This is a genomic window from Flagellimonas sp. (assembly GCF_965222555.1).
Taxonomy (GTDB): Bacteria; Bacteroidota; Bacteroidia; order Flavobacteriales; family Flavobacteriaceae; genus Flagellimonas.
Window position 1 is genome coordinate 527,591 of record NZ_CBDCUG010000001.1, and the last position, 21,749, is coordinate 549,339.

General features: G+C 38.9%; 22 protein-coding genes and 1 pseudogene. 16 read left to right on the forward strand and 7 right to left on the reverse strand.

From position 1 onward, the window contains the following. The first annotated feature begins 8 nt into the window (after positions 1 to 8). From trpD to ACOQO1_RS02410, 9 genes are all read left to right on the forward strand, one after another. A complete protein-coding gene (gene trpD / locus ACOQO1_RS02370) occupies positions 9 to 1,001 on the forward strand; it encodes an anthranilate phosphoribosyltransferase (protein ID WP_420601248.1) in 993 nt (330 codons plus the stop codon). Continuing rightward, entirely contained in the window at positions 1,001 to 1,786 is a 786-nt protein-coding gene (trpC, locus tag ACOQO1_RS02375) for an indole-3-glycerol phosphate synthase TrpC (RefSeq protein ID WP_420601249.1), read from the forward strand. The genes trpD and trpC overlap by 1 nt, the downstream gene beginning before the upstream one ends. Further along, the gene (locus ACOQO1_RS02380) at positions 1,783 to 2,409 is read left to right on the forward strand and encodes a phosphoribosylanthranilate isomerase (RefSeq protein ID WP_420601250.1); all 627 of its coding nucleotides are present in this window, start codon (positions 1,783 to 1,785) and stop codon (positions 2,407 to 2,409) included. Before trpC ends, ACOQO1_RS02380 begins: the two co-directional genes overlap by 4 nt. A gap of 69 nt (positions 2,410 to 2,478) precedes the next feature. Continuing rightward, positions 2,479 to 3,660, forward strand: coding sequence for a tryptophan synthase subunit beta (gene trpB, locus ACOQO1_RS02385; protein ID WP_420601251.1), 1,182 nt, complete (start codon positions 2,479 to 2,481; stop codon positions 3,658 to 3,660). 36 nt (positions 3,661 to 3,696) lie between these two features. Then, entirely contained in the window at positions 3,697 to 3,999 is a 303-nt protein-coding gene (locus tag ACOQO1_RS02390; RefSeq protein ID WP_420601252.1) for a GIY-YIG nuclease family protein, read from the forward strand. A gap of 73 nt (positions 4,000 to 4,072) precedes the next feature. Then, the gene (trpA, locus tag ACOQO1_RS02395; protein ID WP_420601253.1) at positions 4,073 to 4,843 is read left to right on the forward strand and encodes a tryptophan synthase subunit alpha; all 771 of its coding nucleotides are present in this window, start codon (positions 4,073 to 4,075) and stop codon (positions 4,841 to 4,843) included. A 30-nt stretch (positions 4,844 to 4,873) separates the two neighbouring features. Continuing rightward, positions 4,874 to 6,367, forward strand: coding sequence for a M20/M25/M40 family metallo-hydrolase (locus ACOQO1_RS02400; protein ID WP_420601254.1), 1,494 nt, complete (start codon positions 4,874 to 4,876; stop codon positions 6,365 to 6,367). Between the two features lie 169 nt (positions 6,368 to 6,536). Then, a complete protein-coding gene (locus tag ACOQO1_RS02405; RefSeq protein ID WP_420601255.1) occupies positions 6,537 to 6,959 on the forward strand; it encodes a LytR/AlgR family response regulator transcription factor in 423 nt (140 codons plus the stop codon). Positions 6,960 to 7,040: 81 nt separating this feature from the next. Continuing rightward, positions 7,041 to 8,117, forward strand: coding sequence for a DUF418 domain-containing protein (locus ACOQO1_RS02410; protein WP_420601256.1), 1,077 nt, complete (start codon positions 7,041 to 7,043; stop codon positions 8,115 to 8,117). A gap of 5 nt (positions 8,118 to 8,122) precedes the next feature. On the opposite strand, the gene ACOQO1_RS02415 is transcribed toward ACOQO1_RS02410, so the two are convergent. The 5 genes from ACOQO1_RS02415 to ACOQO1_RS02435 form a co-directional block, all read right to left on the reverse strand. Next, positions 8,123 to 8,827, reverse strand: coding sequence for a uracil-DNA glycosylase family protein (locus tag ACOQO1_RS02415; RefSeq protein WP_420601257.1), 705 nt, complete (start codon positions 8,825 to 8,827; stop codon positions 8,123 to 8,125). A 41-nt stretch (positions 8,828 to 8,868) separates the two neighbouring features. Next, on the reverse strand, positions 8,869 to 11,415 hold the full coding sequence (locus ACOQO1_RS02420) for a phosphoenolpyruvate carboxylase (protein ID WP_420601258.1): 2,547 nt from the start codon (positions 11,413 to 11,415) through the stop codon (positions 8,869 to 8,871). 147 nt (positions 11,416 to 11,562) lie between these two features. Further along, the gene (gene yaaA / locus ACOQO1_RS02425) at positions 11,563 to 12,324 is read right to left on the reverse strand and encodes a peroxide stress protein YaaA (RefSeq protein WP_420601259.1); all 762 of its coding nucleotides are present in this window, start codon (positions 12,322 to 12,324) and stop codon (positions 11,563 to 11,565) included. Positions 12,325 to 12,411: 87 nt separating this feature from the next. Beyond that, positions 12,412 to 13,440, reverse strand: coding sequence for an RluA family pseudouridine synthase (locus ACOQO1_RS02430; RefSeq protein WP_420601260.1), 1,029 nt, complete (start codon positions 13,438 to 13,440; stop codon positions 12,412 to 12,414). A gap of 2 nt (positions 13,441 to 13,442) precedes the next feature. Then, positions 13,443 to 14,030, reverse strand: coding sequence for a PASTA domain-containing protein (locus tag ACOQO1_RS02435; RefSeq protein ID WP_420601261.1), 588 nt, complete (start codon positions 14,028 to 14,030; stop codon positions 13,443 to 13,445). Between the two features lie 79 nt (positions 14,031 to 14,109). Here ACOQO1_RS02435 and ACOQO1_RS02440 point away from each other — a divergent pair, with 79 nt between their 5' ends. The 5 genes from ACOQO1_RS02440 (at position 14,110) to ACOQO1_RS02460 (ending at position 19,853) form a co-directional block, all read left to right on the forward strand. After that, positions 14,110 to 15,084, forward strand: a complete 975-nt coding sequence (locus tag ACOQO1_RS02440) for a D-alanine--D-alanine ligase (protein WP_420601262.1) — start codon at positions 14,110 to 14,112, stop codon at positions 15,082 to 15,084. A gap of 31 nt (positions 15,085 to 15,115) precedes the next feature. Beyond that, positions 15,116 to 15,574 (forward strand): pantetheine-phosphate adenylyltransferase, encoded by a 459-nt coding sequence (coaD, locus tag ACOQO1_RS02445; protein ID WP_420601263.1) that lies wholly within the window; start codon positions 15,116 to 15,118, stop codon positions 15,572 to 15,574. A gap of 189 nt (positions 15,575 to 15,763) precedes the next feature. Next, entirely contained in the window at positions 15,764 to 17,608 is a 1,845-nt protein-coding gene (locus tag ACOQO1_RS02450; RefSeq protein ID WP_420601264.1) for a PAS domain-containing protein, read from the forward strand. Beyond that, complete coding sequence (locus ACOQO1_RS02455) at positions 17,592 to 18,005, forward strand: response regulator transcription factor (protein WP_420601265.1); 414 nt, start codon at positions 17,592 to 17,594, stop codon at positions 18,003 to 18,005. The genes ACOQO1_RS02450 and ACOQO1_RS02455 overlap by 17 nt, the downstream gene beginning before the upstream one ends. 72 nt (positions 18,006 to 18,077) lie before the next feature. Then, positions 18,078 to 19,853, forward strand: coding sequence for a M14 family metallopeptidase (locus tag ACOQO1_RS02460; protein WP_420601266.1), 1,776 nt, complete (start codon positions 18,078 to 18,080; stop codon positions 19,851 to 19,853). On the opposite strand, the gene ACOQO1_RS02465 is transcribed toward ACOQO1_RS02460, so the two are convergent. After that, positions 19,834 to 20,442, reverse strand: a complete 609-nt coding sequence (locus tag ACOQO1_RS02465) for an NUDIX hydrolase (protein WP_420601267.1) — start codon at positions 20,440 to 20,442, stop codon at positions 19,834 to 19,836. The two genes, ACOQO1_RS02460 and ACOQO1_RS02465, sit on opposite strands and share 20 nt — an antisense overlap. A gap of 7 nt (positions 20,443 to 20,449) precedes the next feature. Between ACOQO1_RS02465 and pyrE the strand changes: the two genes are divergently transcribed. Together pyrE and ACOQO1_RS02475 are read left to right on the forward strand one after the other, a co-directional pair. After that, positions 20,450 to 21,091, forward strand: a complete 642-nt coding sequence (pyrE, locus tag ACOQO1_RS02470) for an orotate phosphoribosyltransferase (RefSeq protein ID WP_420601268.1) — start codon at positions 20,450 to 20,452, stop codon at positions 21,089 to 21,091. A 6-nt stretch (positions 21,092 to 21,097) separates the two neighbouring features. Then, positions 21,098 to 21,493 carry an SRPBCC family protein gene (locus tag ACOQO1_RS02475; RefSeq protein WP_420601269.1) on the forward strand — a complete coding sequence of 132 codons (396 nt, stop codon included), beginning with the start codon at positions 21,098 to 21,100 and terminating at the stop codon, positions 21,491 to 21,493. Here ACOQO1_RS02475 and ACOQO1_RS02480 read toward each other — a convergent pair. Next, positions 21,490 to 21,749 (reverse strand): annotated as a pseudogene (locus ACOQO1_RS02480) (biotin--[acetyl-CoA-carboxylase] ligase); the annotation flags it as partial. The gene ACOQO1_RS02475 and the pseudogene ACOQO1_RS02480 sit on opposite strands and share 4 nt — an antisense overlap.

The following is a 21,749-nucleotide window of genomic DNA, read 5'->3' on the forward strand; positions in this document are numbered from 1 at the left end:
ACAAAAAGATGAAGGAAACTTTAAATCGATTAATAAACCACGAAATCTTGTCCAAAAGTGATGCCAAGCAAATCTTGGTCAACATTGCCAAAGGCGATTACAATACATCACAGATTGCCGCTTTTCTAACGGTATATATGATGCGGAGCATTACCATTGAGGAGCTTGAAGGCTTCCGTGATGCCCTTTTGGAACTTTGTTTGGCAGTTGACTTGGCCGAGTTCAACCCTATTGATCTCTGTGGTACAGGAGGTGATGGTAAGGACACTTTCAACATTTCCACCTTAGCTTCTTTTGTGACTGCCGGTGCGGGAGTCAAGGTCACCAAGCACGGAAACTATGGGGTATCCTCAAAATGTGGAAGTAGCAATGTCATGGAGTTTTTGGGCATTAAGTTCAGTAATGAAGCGGATTTTTTAAAGAAATCCATTGATGAGGCAGGAATTTGTGTGTTGCATGCGCCCCTATTCCATCCGGCCATGAAAAACGTGGCGCCTATCCGAAGAGAGTTGGCGGTAAAAACCTTCTTTAATATGTTGGGGCCAATGGTGAATCCCGCATTTCCAAAGAACCAGATGGTAGGAGTTTTTAATCTGGAATTGGCTAGAATGTACGGCTATCTTTATCAGAACACGGATAAAAACTTTACCGTACTCCATGCTCTGGATGGCTATGATGAAATTTCCCTTACCGGTGACACCAAGACCATTTCCAACAATTCCGAAGGCATTTTATCTCCTGTCGATTTTGGCGTAAAACGGATTACCCAAGCCGAGATTACTGGAGGAGATGATATAGCCCAATCAGCCCAAATATTTATGGACATTTTACATGGAAAAGGCACCGAAGCCCAAAACAATGTAGTCTGTGCGAATGCCGGAGTTGCGATTGCAACCGCAAATAACATCGCTCCAAAAGAAGGGTTTGACAAAGCAAAAGAGTCCCTATTGGGTGGAAAAGGATTGGAAGCATTAAAAAAATTACAAAAGCTTAGTGCTTAATGAACATACTAGACAAAATAGTAGCAGACAAACGTAAAGAAGTCGATTTAAGAAAATCATTGATTCCCGTTTCCCAATTGGAGCAATCCGTGCTTTTTGAAAGAAAAAGTCCTTCTTTGGCTAACGCATTGCGACAAAGTGCTTCGGGAATTATTGCCGAACACAAACGACGCTCCCCTTCCAAATCGGTCATAAACCAAGGTTTGAACGTACAGGATGTGGTAAAAGGTTATGAGGCTGCTGGAGTATGCGGAATGTCGGTTTTGACAGATGGCAAATACTTCGGAGGTTCTTTAGACGATTTATTGTTAGCAAGAGCGGTTGCAGCTATTCCATTACTACGTAAAGAGTTTATTATTGATGAGTATCAAATTCTGGAAGCCAAAGCACATGGCGCGGATGTTATTTTACTCATTGCCGCCATTTTGACCCGAGATGAAATCAAAACACTTTCAGAAGTAGCAAAAGACTTGGGATTGGATGTACTTCTTGAGGTTCATAATGAAGAGGAACTGCACAAATCTATCATGCCGAGTTTGGACATGCTGGGTGTGAACAATAGAAATTTGAAGACCTTCGAGGTGAGTCTGGAAACTAGCAAATCACTTTCGACCCAAATTCCAGATGATTTTGTAAAAGTTTCCGAAAGTGGCATCAGCTCTGTAGAAGCCATAAAGGAGCTTAAGCAATATGGTTACCAAGGATTTTTGATTGGAGAGAATTTCATGAAAACCGATAACCCTGGTGAATATGCCACCACTTTCATAAAAAAATTGGAATCATGAAGTTGAAAGTTTGCGGCATGAACCATAATCCTAACGAGGTTGCTCAATTGCAACCCGATTATCTGGGCTTTATCTTTTGGGAGCCCTCTTCGCGATATTTTGAAGGGGTAATGCCTGATTTACCAGCCACAATCAAAAAAGTTGGTGTGTTTGTAGACGCTTCTTTGGAAGATGTTTTGGAAAAAGCGGAAAAGCACAATTTGGATGCCGTTCAGCTTCACGGTCATGAAAGTTCAGAATTTTGCAAACACATTAAAGAAAACACTCCGTTGCTTGAGATCATCAAAGTCTTCTCCATCAAGGACACCTTCGATTTTTCCATCTTAAATGATTATGAAGAAGTTTGTGATTATTATTTGTTCGACACTAAAGGAAAGCTTCCAGGAGGAAATGGATATGCCTTTGACTGGTCTGTTTTGAACAGTTACCCTTCTACCAAACCCTATTTTTTAAGCGGCGGGATTGGGCCAGAAAGTGAGGAGGACCTTAAGTCTTTCATGAATAGTCCTGCATCAAGGCATTGCAAGGTAATTGATGTGAATAGTAAGTTCGAGATAAAACCCGGGCTAAAGAATATTGAAAAATTAAAAGAATTTAAAAAATTATTGTCATTCCGCACTTGATGCGGAATCCATCATAAATTAAAGTCAAACCAAAAAAGATTCCTGCCTGCGCAGGAATGACAAAAAAGTATGAGTTATCATGTAGACAAAAAAGGATATTACGGAGAATTTGGAGGAGCGTTCATCCCAGAAATGTTGTATCCCAATTGTGAAGAATTACGCCAAAATTATATCCAAATTATGGAAGAACCTTCCTTTCAGGAAGAGTTTCATCAATTGCTGAAGGATTATGTAGGCCGTCCTTCCCCACTCTATTTTGCAGAACGGTTGTCCAACAAGTACAACACCAAAATTTACCTAAAACGGGAAGATTTAAACCATACCGGAGCGCATAAAGTAAACAACACCATTGGGCAAATTTTAATGGCGAAACGATTGGGCAAAAACCGAATCATTGCCGAGACCGGAGCTGGCCAGCATGGCGTTGCAACGGCCACCGTATGTGCTTTAATGGGCATTGAATGTGTGGTCTATATGGGTGAGATTGACATAGCCAGGCAAGCACCCAATGTCGCCCGTATGAAAATGTTGGGTGCAGAAGTCCGCCCGGCACTTTCTGGAAGCAAAACCCTAAAAGATGCCACTAATGAAGCTATTCGCGACTGGATCAACAATCCCGTGGATACCCATTATATTATTGGGTCAGTGGTAGGACCACATCCTTATCCCGATATGGTAGCCCGTTTTCAATCTGTAATTTCCAAAGAAATCAAAGCTCAGTTATTGGAAAAAGAAGGTCGTGAAAATCCAGATTACGTAGTTGCCTGTGTCGGAGGTGGAAGTAATGCTGCTGGAGCCTACTATCACTTTCTTGATACCCCAGAGGTTGGTATTATCGCTGTGGAAGCTGCTGGCAAGGGAATCCATTCCGGAGAAAGCGCAGCCACTTCAGCTTTAGGTAAAGTTGGAATCATTCATGGCAGCAAAACTTTATTGATGCAAACTGATGACGGACAGATTACCGAGCCCTATTCCATTTCAGCAGGCCTGGATTACCCAGGCGTTGGGCCTTTACATGCTCATTTGTTCAAATCTGGTCGAGGTGAGTTCATTTCCATCACGGATGATGACGCCATGAAAGCAGGTATGGAACTTTCAAAACTGGAAGGTATTATTCCAGCCATAGAATCGTCCCATGCTTTTGCAATTTTAGAACAGAAAAAATTCAACCCTTCAGACATTGTTGTCATGAATCTATCTGGAAGAGGTGATAAAGATTTACAGAATTATATTGACTATTTTAATTTGTAGGGACTGTCATTCCTGCGGAAGCAGGAATCCAAAATAATGATTAAAAATGTACATCAATATTACGTTTACATGCTTACCAACAAAAAGTATGGAACACTGTACATTGGTATGACAAGTAATTTGGAAAGAAGGGTTTTTGAGCACAAAAACAAATTAATAGATGGTTTTACTAAAAAATACGGACTGGACACACTGGTATATTTTGAAACGTATCAATATGTTAATGATGCTATTTTGAGAGAGAAAAGATTGAAAAAATGGAAAAGGCAGTGGAAAATTGATTTGATAGAAGAAGAAAACAAAAATTGGAATGATTTGGCATTTGACTGGTTTGATTGATGGATTCCGCATCAAGTGCGGAATGACAGGACAGCCTTGATTCATTTTAAAGTAAAAAAACAAGACATAGAACATGACAATAGAAAATAGAATTCAAAAAAAACTACAAGAAGACAAAAAACTACTTTCCATATACTTCACGGCCGGGTATCCCAATTTAAATGATACGGTAAAAATCATCCAAGATTTGGAACAAAGCGGTGTGGATTTGATAGAAATTGGCCTCCCATTTAGCGACCCGCTGGCAGATGGGCCTACCATACAGGAGAGTTCAACAGCGGCGCTAAATAATGGCATGCAGTCAGAACTACTCTTCGAGCAACTCAAAGATATCCGCAAGACGGTTTCCATCCCTTTGATTATTATGGGATATTTTAATCCCGTGTTTCAATATGGTGTGGAAGCTTTTTGTGAAAAATGTCAGGAAATAGGCATTGATGGACTGATTCTCCCTGATTTACCTTTGGATGTTTACCTGAATCAATACGAATCTATCTTTAAAAAATTTGGATTGATCAATGTGTTTCTAATTACTCCCCAAACCAGTGAAGAGCGTATCCAGGCAATCGATAATGCATCTGACGGTTTTATCTATATGGTAAGTTCAGCCAGCACAACTGGGGCAAAAGAAGGTTTTGGCGCCGGACAGAAGGCCTATTTTGACCGAATTTCGAATATGCAATTGAGCAATCCCCAAATAGTTGGTTTTGGGATCAGTAATTCCCAAACCTTCAATCAAGCTACTGAAAAAGCAAGTGGAGCCATTATTGGTTCGGCCTTTATAAAACATCTAACACAACACGGAACTGAAAAAATAGCTGATTTTGTAAAGGGAATTCGTTAATTTCAACTTTGAAACTAACGAATTCCTGTCATGAAAAAACTCATCTGTTTTTTTGCCTTAATAATATCATTTTCAACCTTTTCACAAGACTCAACCGCTGTTAAATCACAAGTGGTAAAAGCCATTGATGAACTTAGAGATTTTATTTCCATTCCCAATGATGCCTTAAATGCCGATGATATTGATGATAATATTCTCTGGTTAAAACGAAAATTTACCGAACGAGGATTCAATACTGCCGTACTGGAAACAGAAAACCTGCCCTTGCTTTTTGCCACGCTGCCCATGGAAGACGCCAAACCTACCATGTTGGTATACATGCATTTTGATGGCCAGGCCGTTGACCCCTCCAAATGGAATCAACCCAATCCATATGAAACCGTATTAAAAGCACCTGATGAAGATGGTTTTAAGACCATTTCTTTTGATAGGTTAGAAAACATCAACTACAATTGGAGGCTATTCGGTCGGTCAACCTCGGATGACAAGGGGCCAATCATTATGTTTCTAAATGCTATCGACCTTTTAAAAAAAGATGGCAAGGAAATTCCATTCAACATTAAGGTAATCTTGGATGGCGAAGAGGAAAAAAGCAGCAAACCGCTGCCAAAAGCGGTGAAACAGTACCGTGAACTGCTACAAGCAGACTTTTTGGTAATTGCAGACGGGCCTGCACATCCCTCCGAAAATCCAACAGTCATTTATGGCTGCAGGGGAATCACAACCATGACGTTAACAACATATGGCCCAATCAAACCTCAACATAGTGGTCATTATGGTAACTATGCCCCAAATCCCGGTTTTCAATTGGCACAACTGTTGGCCACCATGAAAGATGCTGACGGACGGGTGACCATTCCGGGGTATTATGATGGAATTTCTTTGGACGATTCAGTTACGGAGGTTTTAAAAAGTGTACCTGACAGTGATGAGAAAATTGCAGAAAAGTTACAATTCAAATCTGCTGAAAAGGTGGGGAGTTTTTACCAAGAAGCATTGCAATATCCCTCTTTAAACATAAGAGGGTTGGGCTCTGGGTGGATAGGCCCAAAACGAAGGACCATTGTTCCTGAAAGTGCCACGGCCGAACTAGATCTACGCTTGGTACCAGAAACTGATGGCGATCGATTAAAACAATTGGTCAAAAATCATATTACTCAACAAGGGTATCATGTTTTGGACCATGTTCCTTCTAAAGAAGAACGAATGTCCTTTGATAAAATCGTGACCGTTGAAGAAGGCAATGTTATGGATGCATTCCGTACAGATTTAGACAATTCGTATGGAAAGTTCATATCCAAAACACTAAAAAGTACCTTCGGAAAAGATGTAGTCCAAATCCGGATAACTGGTGGTACAGTCCCAATTGCTCCGTTCATCAACGAATTAAAGATTCCCGCCTTCATTGTTCCCATGGTAAACCCAGATAATAACCAGCACAGCCCTGACGAAAATTTAAAGATTGGTCAACTGGCCTATGGAATCAAGGCACTTTATGGAATATTGTCTTCTGAAATGGACTGAACCAAGGTCGTCACATCCATAAAATGCAATTTAAATCGATAAGCAAAACACTGTGTATCAAGAGAATCAATATAAATCATGATTTCATCCGGGTGAACCTGTAATTCAACCCTGTTTTTCCCAAAACACCGATAGTGTTTTTAAATTCATAGTACCCAAACCACTTACTATGAAGTATACAGCATTAGTTATTGACGATTCTTCCATTCAGCGATTGGCTACATCAATTTTGATCAAAAATCATCCCGACCTAAAATTGATAGGATCCCATGGAAGTCCATATGAAGGAATCAAAGCTATTTATGACCACAAGGTTGATATGGTATTCCTAGATGTTCTGATGGATAAGGTTAACGCTTTTGAGCTGCTCGACAGTATTGAGATCAACACGGCCATCATAATGAATTCAACTTGGGCCAATTTTGCCAAAAAAGCCTTTGATTATGGTATTGATGATTTTATAATGAAGCCCATGCGTAAAACCAGATTCGAAAGGGCAGTATCCAAAATCATTAACGAAATTGAATTAAAACGAATAAAACCCGTTAAAACTTATTCTGTTTTAAAGCGATTTTCAAGCCCTGAAACCTAATTGTTCAAAAAACTTTCTGTAACGTAAACCAAGAGTTAGATACTTATCATTGATTTTCTTCGGGTACCATAACCTCAATTGATGAAAGAACGAATAATTGGAATAGATGTCGCAAGATCATTGGCCATTATTGGGATGGTCATTGTTAATTTTAAAATTGCCTTTGGCGACCATGGGAATCCACTCCTAAAATCATTTGTACAACTCTTTGAAGGTAAGGCAGCTGCAATTTTCGTTGTACTTGCAGGAATTGGGATTGCTTTCATGTCAAATTCCGCACTGGCAAACAATAATTTGTCCAAGCTTAAATCAACTAAAACAAAAATCCTGAAAAGAGCCCTATTCTTATTTGTCATTGGCTTGCTGTACATCCCGATTTGGGAAGCTGATATTTTACATTTTTACGGCATTTATATGCTGGTCACATTACTGGTTCTTGGAAGGTCAAGCAAAATGGTATTTTGGTCCGGGCTATCCCTTATTTTTATATATCCACTACTCCTTTCTGTAATTAATTACGATACAAATTGGGATTTCCAGACTTTTGAATATTCCAATTTTTGGACGGCCAATGGGTTCCTGACCAATCTATTTGTGAATGGGTTTCATCCCGTGATTCCATGGGCAGCTTTCATGCTGATTGGTTTATGGTACGGAAAACAAGATTTGAGCAATTCAAAATTTTTGAGCCGTTCTATTTGGATCAGTTTGTCCGTATTTGTAACGACATTGGTTCTTTCCAAACTTTCCATATTTATACTGGCTGAAGGAAATCCAGTTACGGAAAATGATCTAAAACAAATTCTAGGTACAAGTCCAATGCCGCCATTGCCCTTTTATATGCTAGCCAGTGGTAGCTTCTCCATTTTTGTAATATCTATTTGCATTATATTTTCTAGAAAGTTCGATAAAAATCCTATCATCCAACTCTTAAAGAAAACTGGGCAGCTGGCCTTAACATTTTACGTAGCGCATGTGGTAATTGGGATGATTGCGATTTATTTAATCGACCCAGCCAAAATGGGGAGTTATACCATTACTTTTTCTTTCCTATATGCCCTGGCCTTTAGCGCCCTCTGCATATTTTTTGCCCATTTCTGGACTAGATTCCATAAAGTTGGACCTTTGGAATGGGTAATGCGTAGCATTACAAAATAAAAACCTTAGTTCTTTTTAGGTTGAAAAAACTCCCGGTATTGCATAACCCTAAAATCAAAAGTATTAAACTCGGGGTTTGCGGTCTTTAGGTCTTTATAGAGTTGAAGACTGCCAACTGCCCTATTGGCTGCACCAGAAGGGGCCGTAAGGGAGACTGTTTTGACAGTTCTGGATTTTCTGGCACCCTTTGAAATCGGAGGTAGGTTCAATTCATGTATTCTGGGTACTTCATTGGAAACAATTTCCAGTTTTAATCCATATGCCTTCAGTTGTTTTCTGAAAAAATATTCAGGTCCATTTTTACTATTTCCACCCATAAAAAGCACAGTCTCAATATTTGGATACTCTTTGAGGTATCCAACCAAATTGCGGAGCTTTACATTTTGCATTCCCAAATCAGAGGCATCAATTTTCTGTCGTTCTGCACTGTCAACAATATCACAAACCCCTATTTTTTGCTTCAATAAAAAGTTTTTGCGCTGTTCCGTAGCTTCTTGGGTGGTTTCGAACTTAAGGTTCAATCCAAAAATCCTATCCAGAATTGGCCAAAGCATTCCATTTCTACTGCCATAACAAAAATCCACATCATCATCTTTTAACTCGCCGGTAGTAAAACGTGGGGGTGGTAAAGTACCCACAATCAATTTTGTGGCTTCCGAAAACAAAAATGGTTCGTACGGATGCGTATGAAGAAAAGGCTTTGAGCTCAAGGTTTTGAATTTGGCTTAAAATTCAAAAATAAAACAAAACCCTAAGCTGAATTCCTGCTCGCATTAATATTACCGTACAAGGACCTTGTTACAATTTTTTCGTAAAGCTCTTTGTATTCAGAATTTTGGGTGATGTAATACAAGGCATTTTGTTGTATGACCAGCAAGGGAAGTACAATCTTTTCCCTAATCTTAACCGATTCCCTAGAAACGGCTTCATCTTCCATCAAAATTTTGAGTCCGGAAATTTGGAGAAGCATCTTTTTGGACAATTGGTATTCTTCATGCAATATGTTCCAAAATTCACCAAACTCCTTGTCATCCTTCATATAACCGGTCAGGTTAAAGTTGGTCTTGGCCAAAGACATCATACTGTTCAGCATTAAAGCCTTAAAAAAAGGAACATCATTGTACAATTTTTTGACTTCCATCAGTCTTCCTTCATCCTTTAGTTTTTGCAAAGCGGTTCCCAATCCAAAATAACCTGGGACATTTTGTTTTAACTGACTCCACGAACCTACAAACGATATGGCTCTTAGATCGGAAAGTTCCAATTGCTTTTTATTCCCACGTTTGCCCGGTCTACTACCAATATTGGCTTTTGTGTAATATTTTAATGTACTACGGTGCTCCAAATATGGGATGAATTTTTCGTGCTGCTTTAAATCATTGTACGTGTCATAACTCAATTCCGAAAGCTCCTCAATCAAGATTCGCTGGCTATCGGAAATTACGTGTTCTTCCCCAAACAGATTATTGCTAAGTCCGGCAGTGAGCAACTGCTCTGAATTATGCATGAACTGTTCCTTGGTACCGTAGGTACTGGTAATGGTCTGCCCTTGTATGGTCAACTGAATCTCATGATTGGCCACATCGTTGGTCTGCGCTGCATAAAAGCGGTGGGTTTTTCCTCCCCCTCTTGCTGGTGGTCCTCCCCTACCATCAAAGAAAATGGCTTTAATATCATTCTCCTTGCACACTCTACTCAAGGTTTCTTTGGTTTTAAGTATGGACCAATTGGCCTTTAGATAGCCTCCATCCTTTGTTCCGTCAGAAAAGCCCAACATTATAGTATGCGTATTGTTCCTTCGCTCTAAATGCTCGCGATAAACAGGTGTATTGAACAATGTTTGCATCACCTCTTCTGAGGCGTCCATCCCTTTCATGGTCTCAAAAAGTGGGATGATATCAAAAGTAATCTCATCAGCTTTCCATCCACACCACCTAAACAGTCCAAAAACAAACAATACCGCATAAATATCTTCGGAATTGCTGATGATATATCGGTTGCATCCCTGCTCTCCATTTTTGGTCTGAATCTCTTTTAATTGCTGAATGTTGGTTATTGTATCTTTTACAATTTCCTCACTAAAATTGGAAGCATCAAGCTCCACATCTTTATCCAACAACCATTGCAAAAGCTCCTTTTGATTCAGTTCTTCAACGTTTTCCTTAATGGCCCCTTGCTGCTTCAGAATTGTTTCAACCACCAATGCATGTTTGCTATGATCCTGTCTAATATCCAAGGTTGCAAAATGGGTCTTGAAAATATGAACCTTATCAATAAACTGGTCCAGTTTGTTCAAATACAACTCATGGTAATCGGAAATCAATTTCTCACGAATTCCGTTCAGACGTTCAATAATTTCTTCATAGCCAATGCTTGCGGTCACATCGAACATGGCTTTGTACAATCTATTGCTCAAACCATTTAAATCGTCCTGAAGATTTTTAAAAGTCAGTTTCTTTCGCAATTCCTTGAGCTCATTATAATAGCATTTCATCAAGGTTTGCCTAAGCTCATCGGCAACCTCTTTGGTAATATCCGCAGTCACGAATGGGTTTCCATCACGGTCTCCACCAGGCCAAAAACCCAGTTTTAAAATGTTGTAATTGTCAAAATTTTCATCCCTAATATTACTTTTCACATACTGAAAAAGCTCGCCCACAGCATCGTAATACGTATTTCTTAATATGTAGATGATGTTTTTGGCCTCATCCAAGGGTGTTGGTTTCTTAGCATTCACCAAAGAGGTAAGTCCCAACTGCTGCAAGGTCAAATCTATATCATGGATTCTATCGTCATCAATTAGTGACCTCAGTTCCGCAATAATGTCCAGTACTGCAGGAGTATAAAACTGCGTAGGGTGCGCCGTAAGTACAATCCTTGCGCTAAAAGTGGACAGTTTTTTGGAAATATTTTCCCAGTTTTTGGTACGATTTACCAGTTCAAAATAATCTTTAATGGATAGTGAATTGGTGTATTCCTGCAATTTTGGAAAAGCTGAATCTTCAACACTATCATAAAGTACCACCTGACGCTCTACATATTGTATGATCCTGAACATAAAATCCAACCGCTCACGTTCATCCTTGATCTCAACAAAATGGGTGAAAAAGTGTTCCAGGATTTCCTGGGGATTTTTCCCTTCATTAAGCCCTTTTTCACATTGCTCAAACAAAAGAGGAATAAGCATCCCCACATTTTCAATATTTCTATAAGGTAGGTTTAAAAAAAGGCTGTTATAGATGTTGAACTTGTTGGTTACCGATTTTTTAAACTCTTCAAGACGTCTAGACTGCTGCATGGATTTTTCGGTTAGTGTGTTGTGTTACTTATTGAACCTTCAAAGATCGTGATAAATGCGGAACTGCCATAGATATTTTAGCTCCATCACAATTTAATGCCATGTAGTCTTCTTCCCTAACACCTTTAGTCTATCGAAAATTGAATTCTAACGCACAAACACCGGCTGGTCCTCTTTTAAGGTATGCTCAGCACTGAACATATATCCATCATAATTGAATCCCTTAATGTCATCTAAGGTTTGGGCATCTTTATCAAGAATATACCTGACCATAGAACCACGTGCTTTTTTTGCAAAAAAACTGATAACCTTAAGCTTGTCATTTTTCCAATCTTTAAAAATGGGGGTTATGACGGGGACTTTTAGTTTTTTCTCATCAATTGCACCAAAATATTCGTTACTGGCAAGATTGATAAATAATTCTTCATCTTCCAACTCAGCATTTAGGTACTCCGTCAGCTGTTTTTTCCAAAATTCATAAAGATTTTTCTTCCGGGCCACTTTCAATTGTGTACCCATTTCCAACCGATAGGGTTGAATCAAGTCCAAAGGTTTCAAAATCCCGTATAATCCCGACAAGATTCGGAGGGTATTTTGAAGTTGCTCCAGTTTATCTTCCGAAATGGAATAGGCATCAAGACCTTGGTACACATCGCCATTGAAGGAATACACAGCCGGTCTTGCATTTTCTGGCGTGAATGGTGGTGAAAATTGTTGGTTTCTTTGCCAATTAAGTTCCGCAAGCTTATCAGAAATAGACATTAATTTGGACAAAGCCTTCGGTTTTTTCTTCACCAAAACTGCATTGAGTTTCACGGATTGTTCCAAAAATTCAGGTTGGCTATATTGTGCTGTGGGCAAGGTTGTTTCAAAATCGAGTGACTTGGCCGGAGAGATAACAATTTTCATCAATTTAATTTTTAGTAAAAATAACGATGTAATTGGATTTTGGGCAATTAAGCCAAAAGGTGTTATCAATCTTACAATTGAAGAAAACTATTGTTCACTATGCTTTGCATAGTTTCGCCATTTTTCTATGCAATTGACCATGTCTTCAGGCAACTCTGAATCAAACTGCATTAGCTTTCGGGTAACGGGATGCTCAAATCCCAAAGTTTTGGCGTGAAGTGCTTGCCTCGGCAGTATTTTACAGGCATTTTCCACAAACTGTTTGTATTTGGTAAATGTGGTGCCCTTAAGAATCTTATCTCCACCATAGCGTTCATCGTTGAACAATGTGTGCCCAATGTATTTCATGTGCACCCGTATCTGATGGGTCCTACCGGTTTCCAGCTTGCATGATACCAAAGTCACATAGCCCAACCGTTCCACTACTTTATAATGGGTTACAGCTTCCTTGCCCTGTTCACCATCAGAAAAGACCATCATTTGCAATCTGTTCTTCGGATTTCTGGCAATGTGCCCTTCTATCGTTCCTTCATCATCAGTAACATTGCCCCAAACCAAGGCCAAATATTCCCGTTCGCTGCTCTTGTCAAAAAACTGCTTGGCCAAATGGGTCATTGCAGCTTCTGTTTTTGCAATGACCAAAAGTCCAGAGGTATCTTTGTCTATTCTGTGGACCAATCCCGGTCGTTCAGAACTGTTCTTTGGCAAATTGTCAAAATGATGCACCAAAGCATTGATCAGTGTACCTGAATAATTGCCATGGCCAGGGTGCACTACCATTCCTGCCGGTTTATTTACCACCAACAAGGTGTCATCTTCGTAAACTATATCAAGTGGAATATCCTCTGGGGTCAGTAAAAACTCGTATGGAGGATGTTCAAACATCACTTTGACCTCATCTCCGGCTTTCACCTTATAATTTTGCTTTACAATGTTCTCATTTACCCAAATATGACCCTGTTTTGCCGCTTGTTGAATTTTGTTTCGAGTGGCATTTTCAATAAAGTTCATCAAAAATTTATCCACCCTCAGCGGTTCTTGACCCTTGGAAGCTACAAACTTATGGTGTTCAAAAAGTTCGTCTTGGGATGGCTCTTGGTTTTCCAAAGCACTCATGATTATTCAGAATCAGCCTGTACACGGGCACTGCCAGGTATTTTGCCATTACCGCAGATCAATTCAATTTTTGATGTTTTTGGTAATTTATCGCCAGGTTTTATATACTTCCCTTTATACTTCATTCCATAAACCATATCCTTACCTAGTTCATCCCTGTAAGTCACCCTCTGTACATCCAAACCTACCGCCCTGAGCATGGATGATGCATTTCGTTGTGTTACTTGAATGATATCTGGTACAGTAACTTTTTTATATCCAGATGGGTTCACTGTAAAATAAATCTTCCTGTTGGCTTTTACTTTATTACCAGCAGGTGGATTCTGATCAAGAATTGAAAATCTGGGATAGTCCGGGTTGTAGTTGGATGAATCCAATACCTGATAGCGCAATCCTACATTCTCTACCGCCTTGCGCATATCCATTACGGACATCTTCGAAAAATCGGGAACCTCAACAAACTCTCCATGGTTTGTTGAACTCTTCAACCATTTCAATGCCAAGAAAACGAAAAGGATAAGCACTACCAATGCCAAACCTAATTGAATCAGGAAAACTCTACTTTTTAGAAAGCTCAAAAAATGTTTCATGCATACTACCTTATCGGAACAAATATAGGAAAGCCAGTCCTTTTTTCTTTACTTTGACATAGTGATATTCGACAAGCTGATGAAAAAAAACATCGCCATCATCATGGGTGGCTACTCCAGTGAATATGAAATTTCGATAAAAAGCGGCAACGTGGTTTATCAACATTTGAACAAGTCTCGGTATAATCCATACCGTATCATAATTACTACGGAAAAATGGGTCTATTTGGATGATGACAACAAAGAATCACCGGTAAACAAATCTGATTTTAGCATTGACACATCCCAAGGAAAAGTACATTTTGATTGCGTTTTTAATGCCATACACGGCACCCCGGGGGAAGATGGTATTTTACAGGCCTATTTTGAATTAATAGGCATTCCGCAAACGTCATGCAACCATTATCAAGCTGCACTTACCTTTAACAAAAGGGATTTATTAAGCGTCTTGAAACCCTATGGAATCCATTGTGCCACTTCATACTATTTAAACCTTGGTGATACCATAGACGAAAAGGCCATTGTGGAAAAAGTTGGACTACCATGCTTTGTAAAAGCCAACCGTGCAGGTAGCAGTTATGGCATTTCCAAAGTGTATAAAAAGGAAAAAATAAAGGCAGCCATTGATATTGCTTTTTCAGAGGACAATGAAGTTATCATAGAATCTTTTTTGGATGGAACCGAGGTGTCCGTCGGGGTAATAAATTATGAAAATGAGGTTAAGGTGTTGCCAATTACCGAGATAGTTTCTGAAAACGATTTCTTCGATTATGAAGCGAAATATCAAGGAAAATCGCAAGAAATAACACCTGCCAGAATTTCCAAGGTACAAGAAACCAATGTCACCAAATTAGCAGCATCCATTTATAAAATTTTAGGGTTAAAAGGGTATTCACGTAGTGAGTTTATATTTATTGGAGACATTCCGTATTTATTGGAGGTCAACACCACCCCCGGGCTAACGGAAGAAAGTATTTTACCACAACAAGCCATGGAAGCGAGCATATCACTCGAAAAGCTGTTTGGCAGTGCCATTGAAGAGGCATTACGATAGAAAACAGTATTTTTAAACAAACTTTCCAAGCATGAGACGCGCTATTTTCCCCGGTTCATTTGATCCCCTTACATTGGGGCATTATGATATTATTAAAAGAGGCATAACCCTGTTTGATGAATTGTTGATAGCCATAGGTGTAAATGCTGACAAAAAATATATGTTTTCCCTTGAGGAAAGAACAAGGTTCATTGAAGAAGCTTTTAAAGATGAACCCAAAATTAAGGTGGTAACTTACGAAGGGCTTACGGTTGATTTTTGTAAAAAGGTAAATGCTGATTTTATTTTACGAGGTCTAAGAAACCCAGGAGATTTTGAATTTGAAAAGGCCATAGCCCATACCAACAGAAAGCTTTCGGAAATTGAAACTGTTTTTTTACTTACTTCTTCGGGCAAATCCTTTATCAGCTCATCAATTGTTAGGGATGTAATCAGAAACGGAGGTGATTATACCGGTTTGGTTCCTGATACCGTGGTGGTAAAACCATAATTCCCCCTGACCCAATCATTTGTTGCACCAGTCTAGATCAATGGAAGATCCAACTGGCCAACCCTACCATTCATCGAAGAAACAACAGAATTCTAACGATTCACAACATTCTGTGACCTCTCTTCTGCAATAGCACTATTTTAGTAAGAAATTTCTTATAATTTCAAAACCCAAATCTAACCTCACATTTTGAAAATAGTTGAAACCATCCCCCGACATTACCTACTAAAACAATTGCCTAGTCCAACCGCACTGGTAGATAGCAACAACATTTTGGTTGATGCTTCGGACTCTTGGATTGCTCATTTTGAGCTGGGCACAAACAACGGTTTGGGCACAAACATTCTCGATTTCTTTTTAAAGCACAACAGTGTAAATCGCAAAGAATTGGAAAAATGTTTATCCAAAACCAAAAGATATTCCATTCGACATAAAAAAATTGATGGAGCAAATACGAAATGGTATAAAAGCACCTTTGTCCCTTGGTTCGACGAAACCGAAAATATGGTCGGCACTATTATACAGACTGAAAACATTTGCCAAGAAGTTGAAAAGGAAAAAGAGCTGGAACACACAAAAAATCTACTAAAAACAAAATCAGAGGTAGCTAAAGTTGGTAGTTGGGAATACGATATTGCTTCAGAAAAACTCACCTGGTCCAATGTAACCAAAGCAATTCATGAAGTTCCCTCAGATTACGAACCCACTGTGACTGAAGCCATAGACTTTTACAAAAGTGGCTATTGCCGAAATAAAATATCAATGTTGTTCCACAAGGCTTTGGAAGATGGCACCCCATTTAACGAGCGTTTGACCATTGTCACCCAAAAAGGAGAGGAACGCTGGATCATAGCCGGAGGAAGGGCAATTAAAAAGAACAATAAAATAGAGAAGCTTTTTGGAACTTTTCAAGATGTTCATGATCAGGTAATGGCAGAAGCTAAAACAAAGGAAAGTGAACAGCTCATGACCACTTTGATCAATAATCTGCCACTAAATGTTTTTGTCAAGGATCTTGATTCCCGAAAAATACTGGTAAACAAATCGGAATGTGATTATTTGGGCACCACCCCGGAAAACCTTATTGGAAAAACAGACTTTGACCTCTATGATCAGGAAATCGCTCAAATTTCCAGGGATGAAGACCTAGAGGTAATGCGTACGCTTAAACCCATGCTGGGGCGAGAAACCATAAATGTGAGAAAAGATGGCAGGTCCACCAATTTTTTGACATCCAAAATCCCCCTTTTGGATACAGAGGGCAAGGCTTATGGTCTCATTGGAATGAGCATGGACATTACCAATTTAAAACAAAAAGAAGATGAACTAAGGAATCTCATCAACGTAACGGCAATACAAAACAAAAAACTTATCAATTTTGCACATATAGTTTCCCATAACCTTAGATCCCATACTGCCAACTTTTCTATGCTGTTGGATTTTCTGGTCAAGGAAAAAGATGAAAAAGAGAAAGACCGAATTATGAACATGTTAACTCATGCTTCGGACAACTTACTAGACACTTTAGAAAATTTGAACGAGGTAGTTGATATAAGCACCAACGTCAATTTAGACAAGAAATCTTTAAATCTCTCCGAGAATATTACAAGGGTAAGGCAAAACTTGTCCGCTTTCTTAGAAAAAAACAAAGTAGAATTCAGGAATACAGTTCCATCGGATCTCACCGTATCGAGTGTTCCGGCCTACTTGGAGAGTATTATCCTAAACCTTATAACCAATGCAGTAAAATATAGCGACCCCAACAAAAGTCCGTTTATAGAACTAAACGCTAAAAAGCAGGACAGGACCGTTATTTTTAGCATATCGGATAACGGATTGGGCATTGATTTGGACAGATATGGTGGAAAAATCTTCGGCATGTACAAAACCTTCCACAATAATAAGGATGCCAGGGGATTAGGGTTATATATCATCAAGAATCAAATTGAGGCTATGGGTGGAAATATAACCGTGAGCAGTGAAGTGAACAAGGGAACCACATTCAATGTTTATTTCAATGAAGAAAATCAATAGCATATATATTATAGATGATGATCCAATTGCTATTTTCGGTATCAAAAAAATGCTAAAAACAATAGCTGATTGTGAAGATATTGCCGCTTTTGAAAATGGAAAATTGGCATTGGATGACCTACTGGCAAGAATGGAGAATGAAGAATCTGTTCCTGAGGTTATTTTCTTGGACATTAATATGCCCATTATGGATGGATGGGAGTTTTTGGAGGAGTTTGTAAACCTCGATGTAAAGAAAAAAATAATCATTAACGTGATTACTTCTTCCATTGATCCTTCGGATTACCAAAAGTGGAATCACTTTAGATTAAAATGTCTGCATTATCTTAATTTCAAAAATAAACCCATTTACAAAATTGACGCCAGCGATCTTAAAAGAATCAACATAGCTTCATAATGGTAATATTGTCTATTTTTATCATAAGAAATTGATTTTCTTATTTTTACTTTTAAATAGCATCCCACAACCTTGAAGTACTCAGTTCTTATTGCAATAGGGATATTTTGTTTATCCTGTGAGACCAAAACCGAAGATGAAGTAGCCTCTTACCAAACCTTTTATGAGGTTTCCCAAGGTAAAGAAACAGCAACGTATGAGGAAACTATAGCTTTCTACATAAAGTTGGCCAAAGATTTTCCAGAAATCAATATTCAGACCATTGGAGAAACAGACAGCGGATATCCTTTGCATATGGTCACATTCAACCCAGATGGGGATTTCAACTTTGATCGTTTACGAAATGAAAAAGCCATTATTCTAATAAATAATGGCATACATCCTGGAGAAAGTGATGGTATTGATGCCACGATGCTTCTTTATCGGGACTTGGCCACGAAAAAACTGCCCGCTTCCGCAAAAACAGTTTTGGTTACCATTCCCATTTATAATGTTGGAGGAGCCTTATATCGAAATTCCAATACCAGGGCCAATCAAAATGGACCCTTGGAATATGGTTTTAGAGGTAACGCCCTAAACTATGACCTCAACAGGGATTTTGTGAAAATGGATACCAAAAATGCAAAAACCTTTACCCAGATTTTTCATTTGGTAAAGCCCGACATATTTATAGATAATCATGTGAGCAATGGGGCAGATTATCAATATATCCTAACCCATCTTTTTACTCAACACAATAAAATGGGAGGTAAAATGGGTAAGTATCTGCATGAACAACTTATGCCCAGTTTGGAAGAATCCTTATCGGACAGTAATTGGGATATTACCCCATATGTGAATGTATTCAATAGACCCCCAGAGTTTGGTTTTAGTCAATTTATGGACCATCCACGATACTCCACCGGTTATACCACACTATGGAATACTTTGGGTTTAATGGTGGAAACCCATATGCTCAAACCTTATAAAAAAAGGGTTAGGGGTACATATGAACTCATGAAAAGTATGATGGACATTGTTGACAAGGAACACGATACCATCTTGTCACTTCGGAAAGAGGCTTTGGTGGAAAATCAAAATATTAAGGAGTATTATTTTAATTGGCAATTGGATACCACAAAAACCTCCACATTAAATTTTAAAGGATACGAAGCCGACCATATCACTAGTGAAGTAACAGGTCTGACCCGATTAAAATATAACAGGGACAAACCATTTACAAAAGAGACCGCCTATTACAACCATTATTTTCCTGCTGATACCATCAAGGTTCCCGCGGCATACATTGTAAAACAAAGCTGGGATGACGTCATGGACAGGTTACATGCAAATGACATCCATTATTTTGAGCTGGAAAAGGACACCGTTCTAACTGTGGAATCTTATGAAGTTTTAGATTATGATACCAGAAAGACTCCATACGAAGGACACTACCCCCATTTTAACACAACTGTGGATAAGAGTTTTTCAAAAGTAGCTTTTAGGGAGGGGGATTATGTAGTGCCGACCAATCAACCGGGAATAAGATATCTATTGGAAACTTTGGAACCCCAAGGGGCAGATTCGTTCTTTAACTGGAATTTCTTCGACACTGTACTTCAACAAAAAGAAGGGTTCTCTCCTTATGTTTTCGAAGATGTAGCTTTGGACATGTTAAAAAAGGATTCCCTGCTACGTGAAAGTTTCTTGTTGAAAAAGGCTACGGACACGGATTTTTCCCAAGATTGGTATGCGCAATTGGATTGGATCTACCAACGTTCAAAGCATAGGGAAGAGCCTTATTTAAGGTATCCTGTTTATCGAATTGCCAAAGGGAGCGGAGCGGTTGCTATTCTGCCCCAGGATTAGGCCAGTCCTTAAAAAGGATTTTAATATTGTGATATGAATTTTTCAGGGCCTTCTTGATTTTTTTGCGGCCTTTCCACTTCACTTTCATAATCCCCTCATCTTTCTGCCCTACCAATTTACCATCATAAGTGGTTGACATGGCAAACCAGTGAACTTGCTTCAATCTATACTCGCCATTTCTTCGAAAAATATGATATGTGGTCTGAAGAAATTTATCTATCAGCAAACCTTTCACCCCTGTTTCTTCTTCTACTTCCCTAATTGCCGCCTTTTCAATGGATTCCCCCTTGTCCACCTTTCCTTTAGGCAAGTCCCATTTGTCATTTCTGTAAATAAACAGCACTTTGCCTTTGGCATTGGTCACAAATCCACCTCCAGCAACTACAACAGGAATTTTATGCATGAAAACATCAAGCATTTTTTCCTCGTCTGGGTGATAAACATAAGCTTCTTTCAGCCGGCCTTTGGCCAAAGAATCTATGGCCATCAATATAGAATCACCATCTAACGTAAAGAGGTTTCCGTTGGAATTATCCTGGCGCTCATTTGTTAAAATCAGTGGAGACTCATTAACAAAAACTTTATACATTTGCGCAATGGTTTTAGACAAGGACACTGCAAAAAAAACTGCCGAACTGTTGCTGCAAATTAATGCAATTAAGTTGGAACCTGAAAATCCTTTTACATGGGCTTCAGGTTGGAAATCTCCCATTTATTGTGATAATAGAATTATGCTTTCTTACCCTGAAGTACGAAACTTTGTCCGGGAAGCAATGGCAAAACAAGTGGAGAAACTTTACGGAAAACCTGATGTTATTGCCGGAGTAGCTACCGGTGCCATAGGAATTGGAATTTTAGTGGCAGAAGCGTTAGGCCTTCCATTTGTATATGTAAGACCTGAACCAAAATCGCACGGAAGGCAGAACCAAATAGAAGGTTATTTAGAATCTGGTCAAAATGTTGTGGTAATCGAGGACTTGATAAGTACTGGAAAAAGTAGCTTAAATGCTGTCAAGGCCTTAAAAGAGCAACAAGTGAATGTAATGGGCATGATTGCCATTTTTACCTATGGGTTTTCTGTGGCTACTTCCAATTTTGAAGGTGAAAATATAAGCTTGCACACGCTTTCAGACTATAATCATTTAATCGAGCAAGCCTCTGAAACCAATTACATCAAAGAATCACATCAACAAACATTATTGGAGTGGAAAACCAATCCGCAACAATGGAAACAATAGAACAATATGCACATTGAAACTCCTAAAAAGAAAGTAGCAAAAAGTGACAAAGAGGTTTTTGATTTTTTAACTGACATCAAAAATTTTGAAACACTTATGCCTGACAACATTGACAAATTTGAGGTTTTAGATGAGAAAACCTTCAAGTTTGCCTTAAAAGGTATGCCCGAAATCATTCTTCGGCTTAAGGAGCATATTCCCAATGAAAAAGTGGTTTTAGGTGCAGCTAGTGACAAATTGCCTTTTACTTTGACTGGAAACATTGAAGCTTTGGGAGATAATGAAAGTGAAATAGGATTGAGCTTTGAAGGGGAATTCAACGCTATGATGGCCATGATGATCAAATCTCCCATCACCAATTTCATGGAAACTTTGTCGTCCAACATGGACAAAATAAGCTAATACAGGAGCGATACCTCCTTCAATCCAAATTCTTTAAATATTTTATCCTCCAACTCTATAAGGAGTTTTCCATTGGGTGACACTCCTCGGATAAAACCCATATAAATTTCACCTTTCGCACCTTTAAAGGTTGAAGGTTTATCCTTGCGAAAAAGGAGTTCTTCATATGCCGGCAACATTTGGACAACCGTTTTCTGTTCTATGCCAGTAAAATTAGATTTCAGCTTTTCCAGAATCTGGTGCAACAGCTCATCCA

Excerpts from the sequence above, each read along its gene's own strand:
- ACOQO1_RS02475 (WP_420601269.1), top strand. The coding sequence starts at position 21,098 with ATGCACATTGAAACTCCTAAAAAGAAAGTAGCAAAAAGTGACAAAGAG.
- ACOQO1_RS02465 (WP_420601267.1), bottom strand. The coding sequence starts at position 20,442 with ATGTATAAAGTTTTTGTTAATGAGTCTCCACTGATTTTAACAAATGAG.
- trpB (WP_420601251.1), top strand. The coding sequence starts at position 2,479 with ATGAGTTATCATGTAGACAAAAAAGGATATTACGGAGAATTTGGAGGA.
- pyrE (WP_420601268.1), top strand. The coding sequence starts at position 20,450 with ATGGTTTTAGACAAGGACACTGCAAAAAAAACTGCCGAACTGTTGCTG.
- ACOQO1_RS02405 (WP_420601255.1), top strand. The coding sequence starts at position 6,537 with ATGAAGTATACAGCATTAGTTATTGACGATTCTTCCATTCAGCGATTG.
- ACOQO1_RS02420 (WP_420601258.1), bottom strand. The coding sequence starts at position 11,415 with ATGCAGCAGTCTAGACGTCTTGAAGAGTTTAAAAAATCGGTAACCAAC.
- ACOQO1_RS02430 (WP_420601260.1), bottom strand. The coding sequence starts at position 13,440 with ATGAGTGCTTTGGAAAACCAAGAGCCATCCCAAGACGAACTTTTTGAA.
- ACOQO1_RS02440 (WP_420601262.1), top strand. The coding sequence starts at position 14,110 with ATGAAAAAAAACATCGCCATCATCATGGGTGGCTACTCCAGTGAATAT.
- trpD (WP_420601248.1), top strand. The coding sequence starts at position 9 with ATGAAGGAAACTTTAAATCGATTAATAAACCACGAAATCTTGTCCAAA.
- ACOQO1_RS02455 (WP_420601265.1), top strand. The coding sequence starts at position 17,592 with ATGAAGAAAATCAATAGCATATATATTATAGATGATGATCCAATTGCT.
- trpA (WP_420601253.1), top strand. The coding sequence starts at position 4,073 with ATGACAATAGAAAATAGAATTCAAAAAAAACTACAAGAAGACAAAAAA.
- ACOQO1_RS02380 (WP_420601250.1), top strand. The coding sequence starts at position 1,783 with ATGAAGTTGAAAGTTTGCGGCATGAACCATAATCCTAACGAGGTTGCT.
- ACOQO1_RS02410 (WP_420601256.1), top strand. The coding sequence starts at position 7,041 with ATGAAAGAACGAATAATTGGAATAGATGTCGCAAGATCATTGGCCATT.
- coaD (WP_420601263.1), top strand. The coding sequence starts at position 15,116 with ATGAGACGCGCTATTTTCCCCGGTTCATTTGATCCCCTTACATTGGGG.
- trpC (WP_420601249.1), top strand. The coding sequence starts at position 1,001 with ATGAACATACTAGACAAAATAGTAGCAGACAAACGTAAAGAAGTCGAT.
- ACOQO1_RS02400 (WP_420601254.1), top strand. The coding sequence starts at position 4,874 with ATGAAAAAACTCATCTGTTTTTTTGCCTTAATAATATCATTTTCAACC.
- ACOQO1_RS02435 (WP_420601261.1), bottom strand. The coding sequence starts at position 14,030 with ATGAAACATTTTTTGAGCTTTCTAAAAAGTAGAGTTTTCCTGATTCAA.
- yaaA (WP_420601259.1), bottom strand. The coding sequence starts at position 12,324 with ATGAAAATTGTTATCTCTCCGGCCAAGTCACTCGATTTTGAAACAACC.
- ACOQO1_RS02390 (WP_420601252.1), top strand. The coding sequence starts at position 3,697 with ATGATTAAAAATGTACATCAATATTACGTTTACATGCTTACCAACAAA.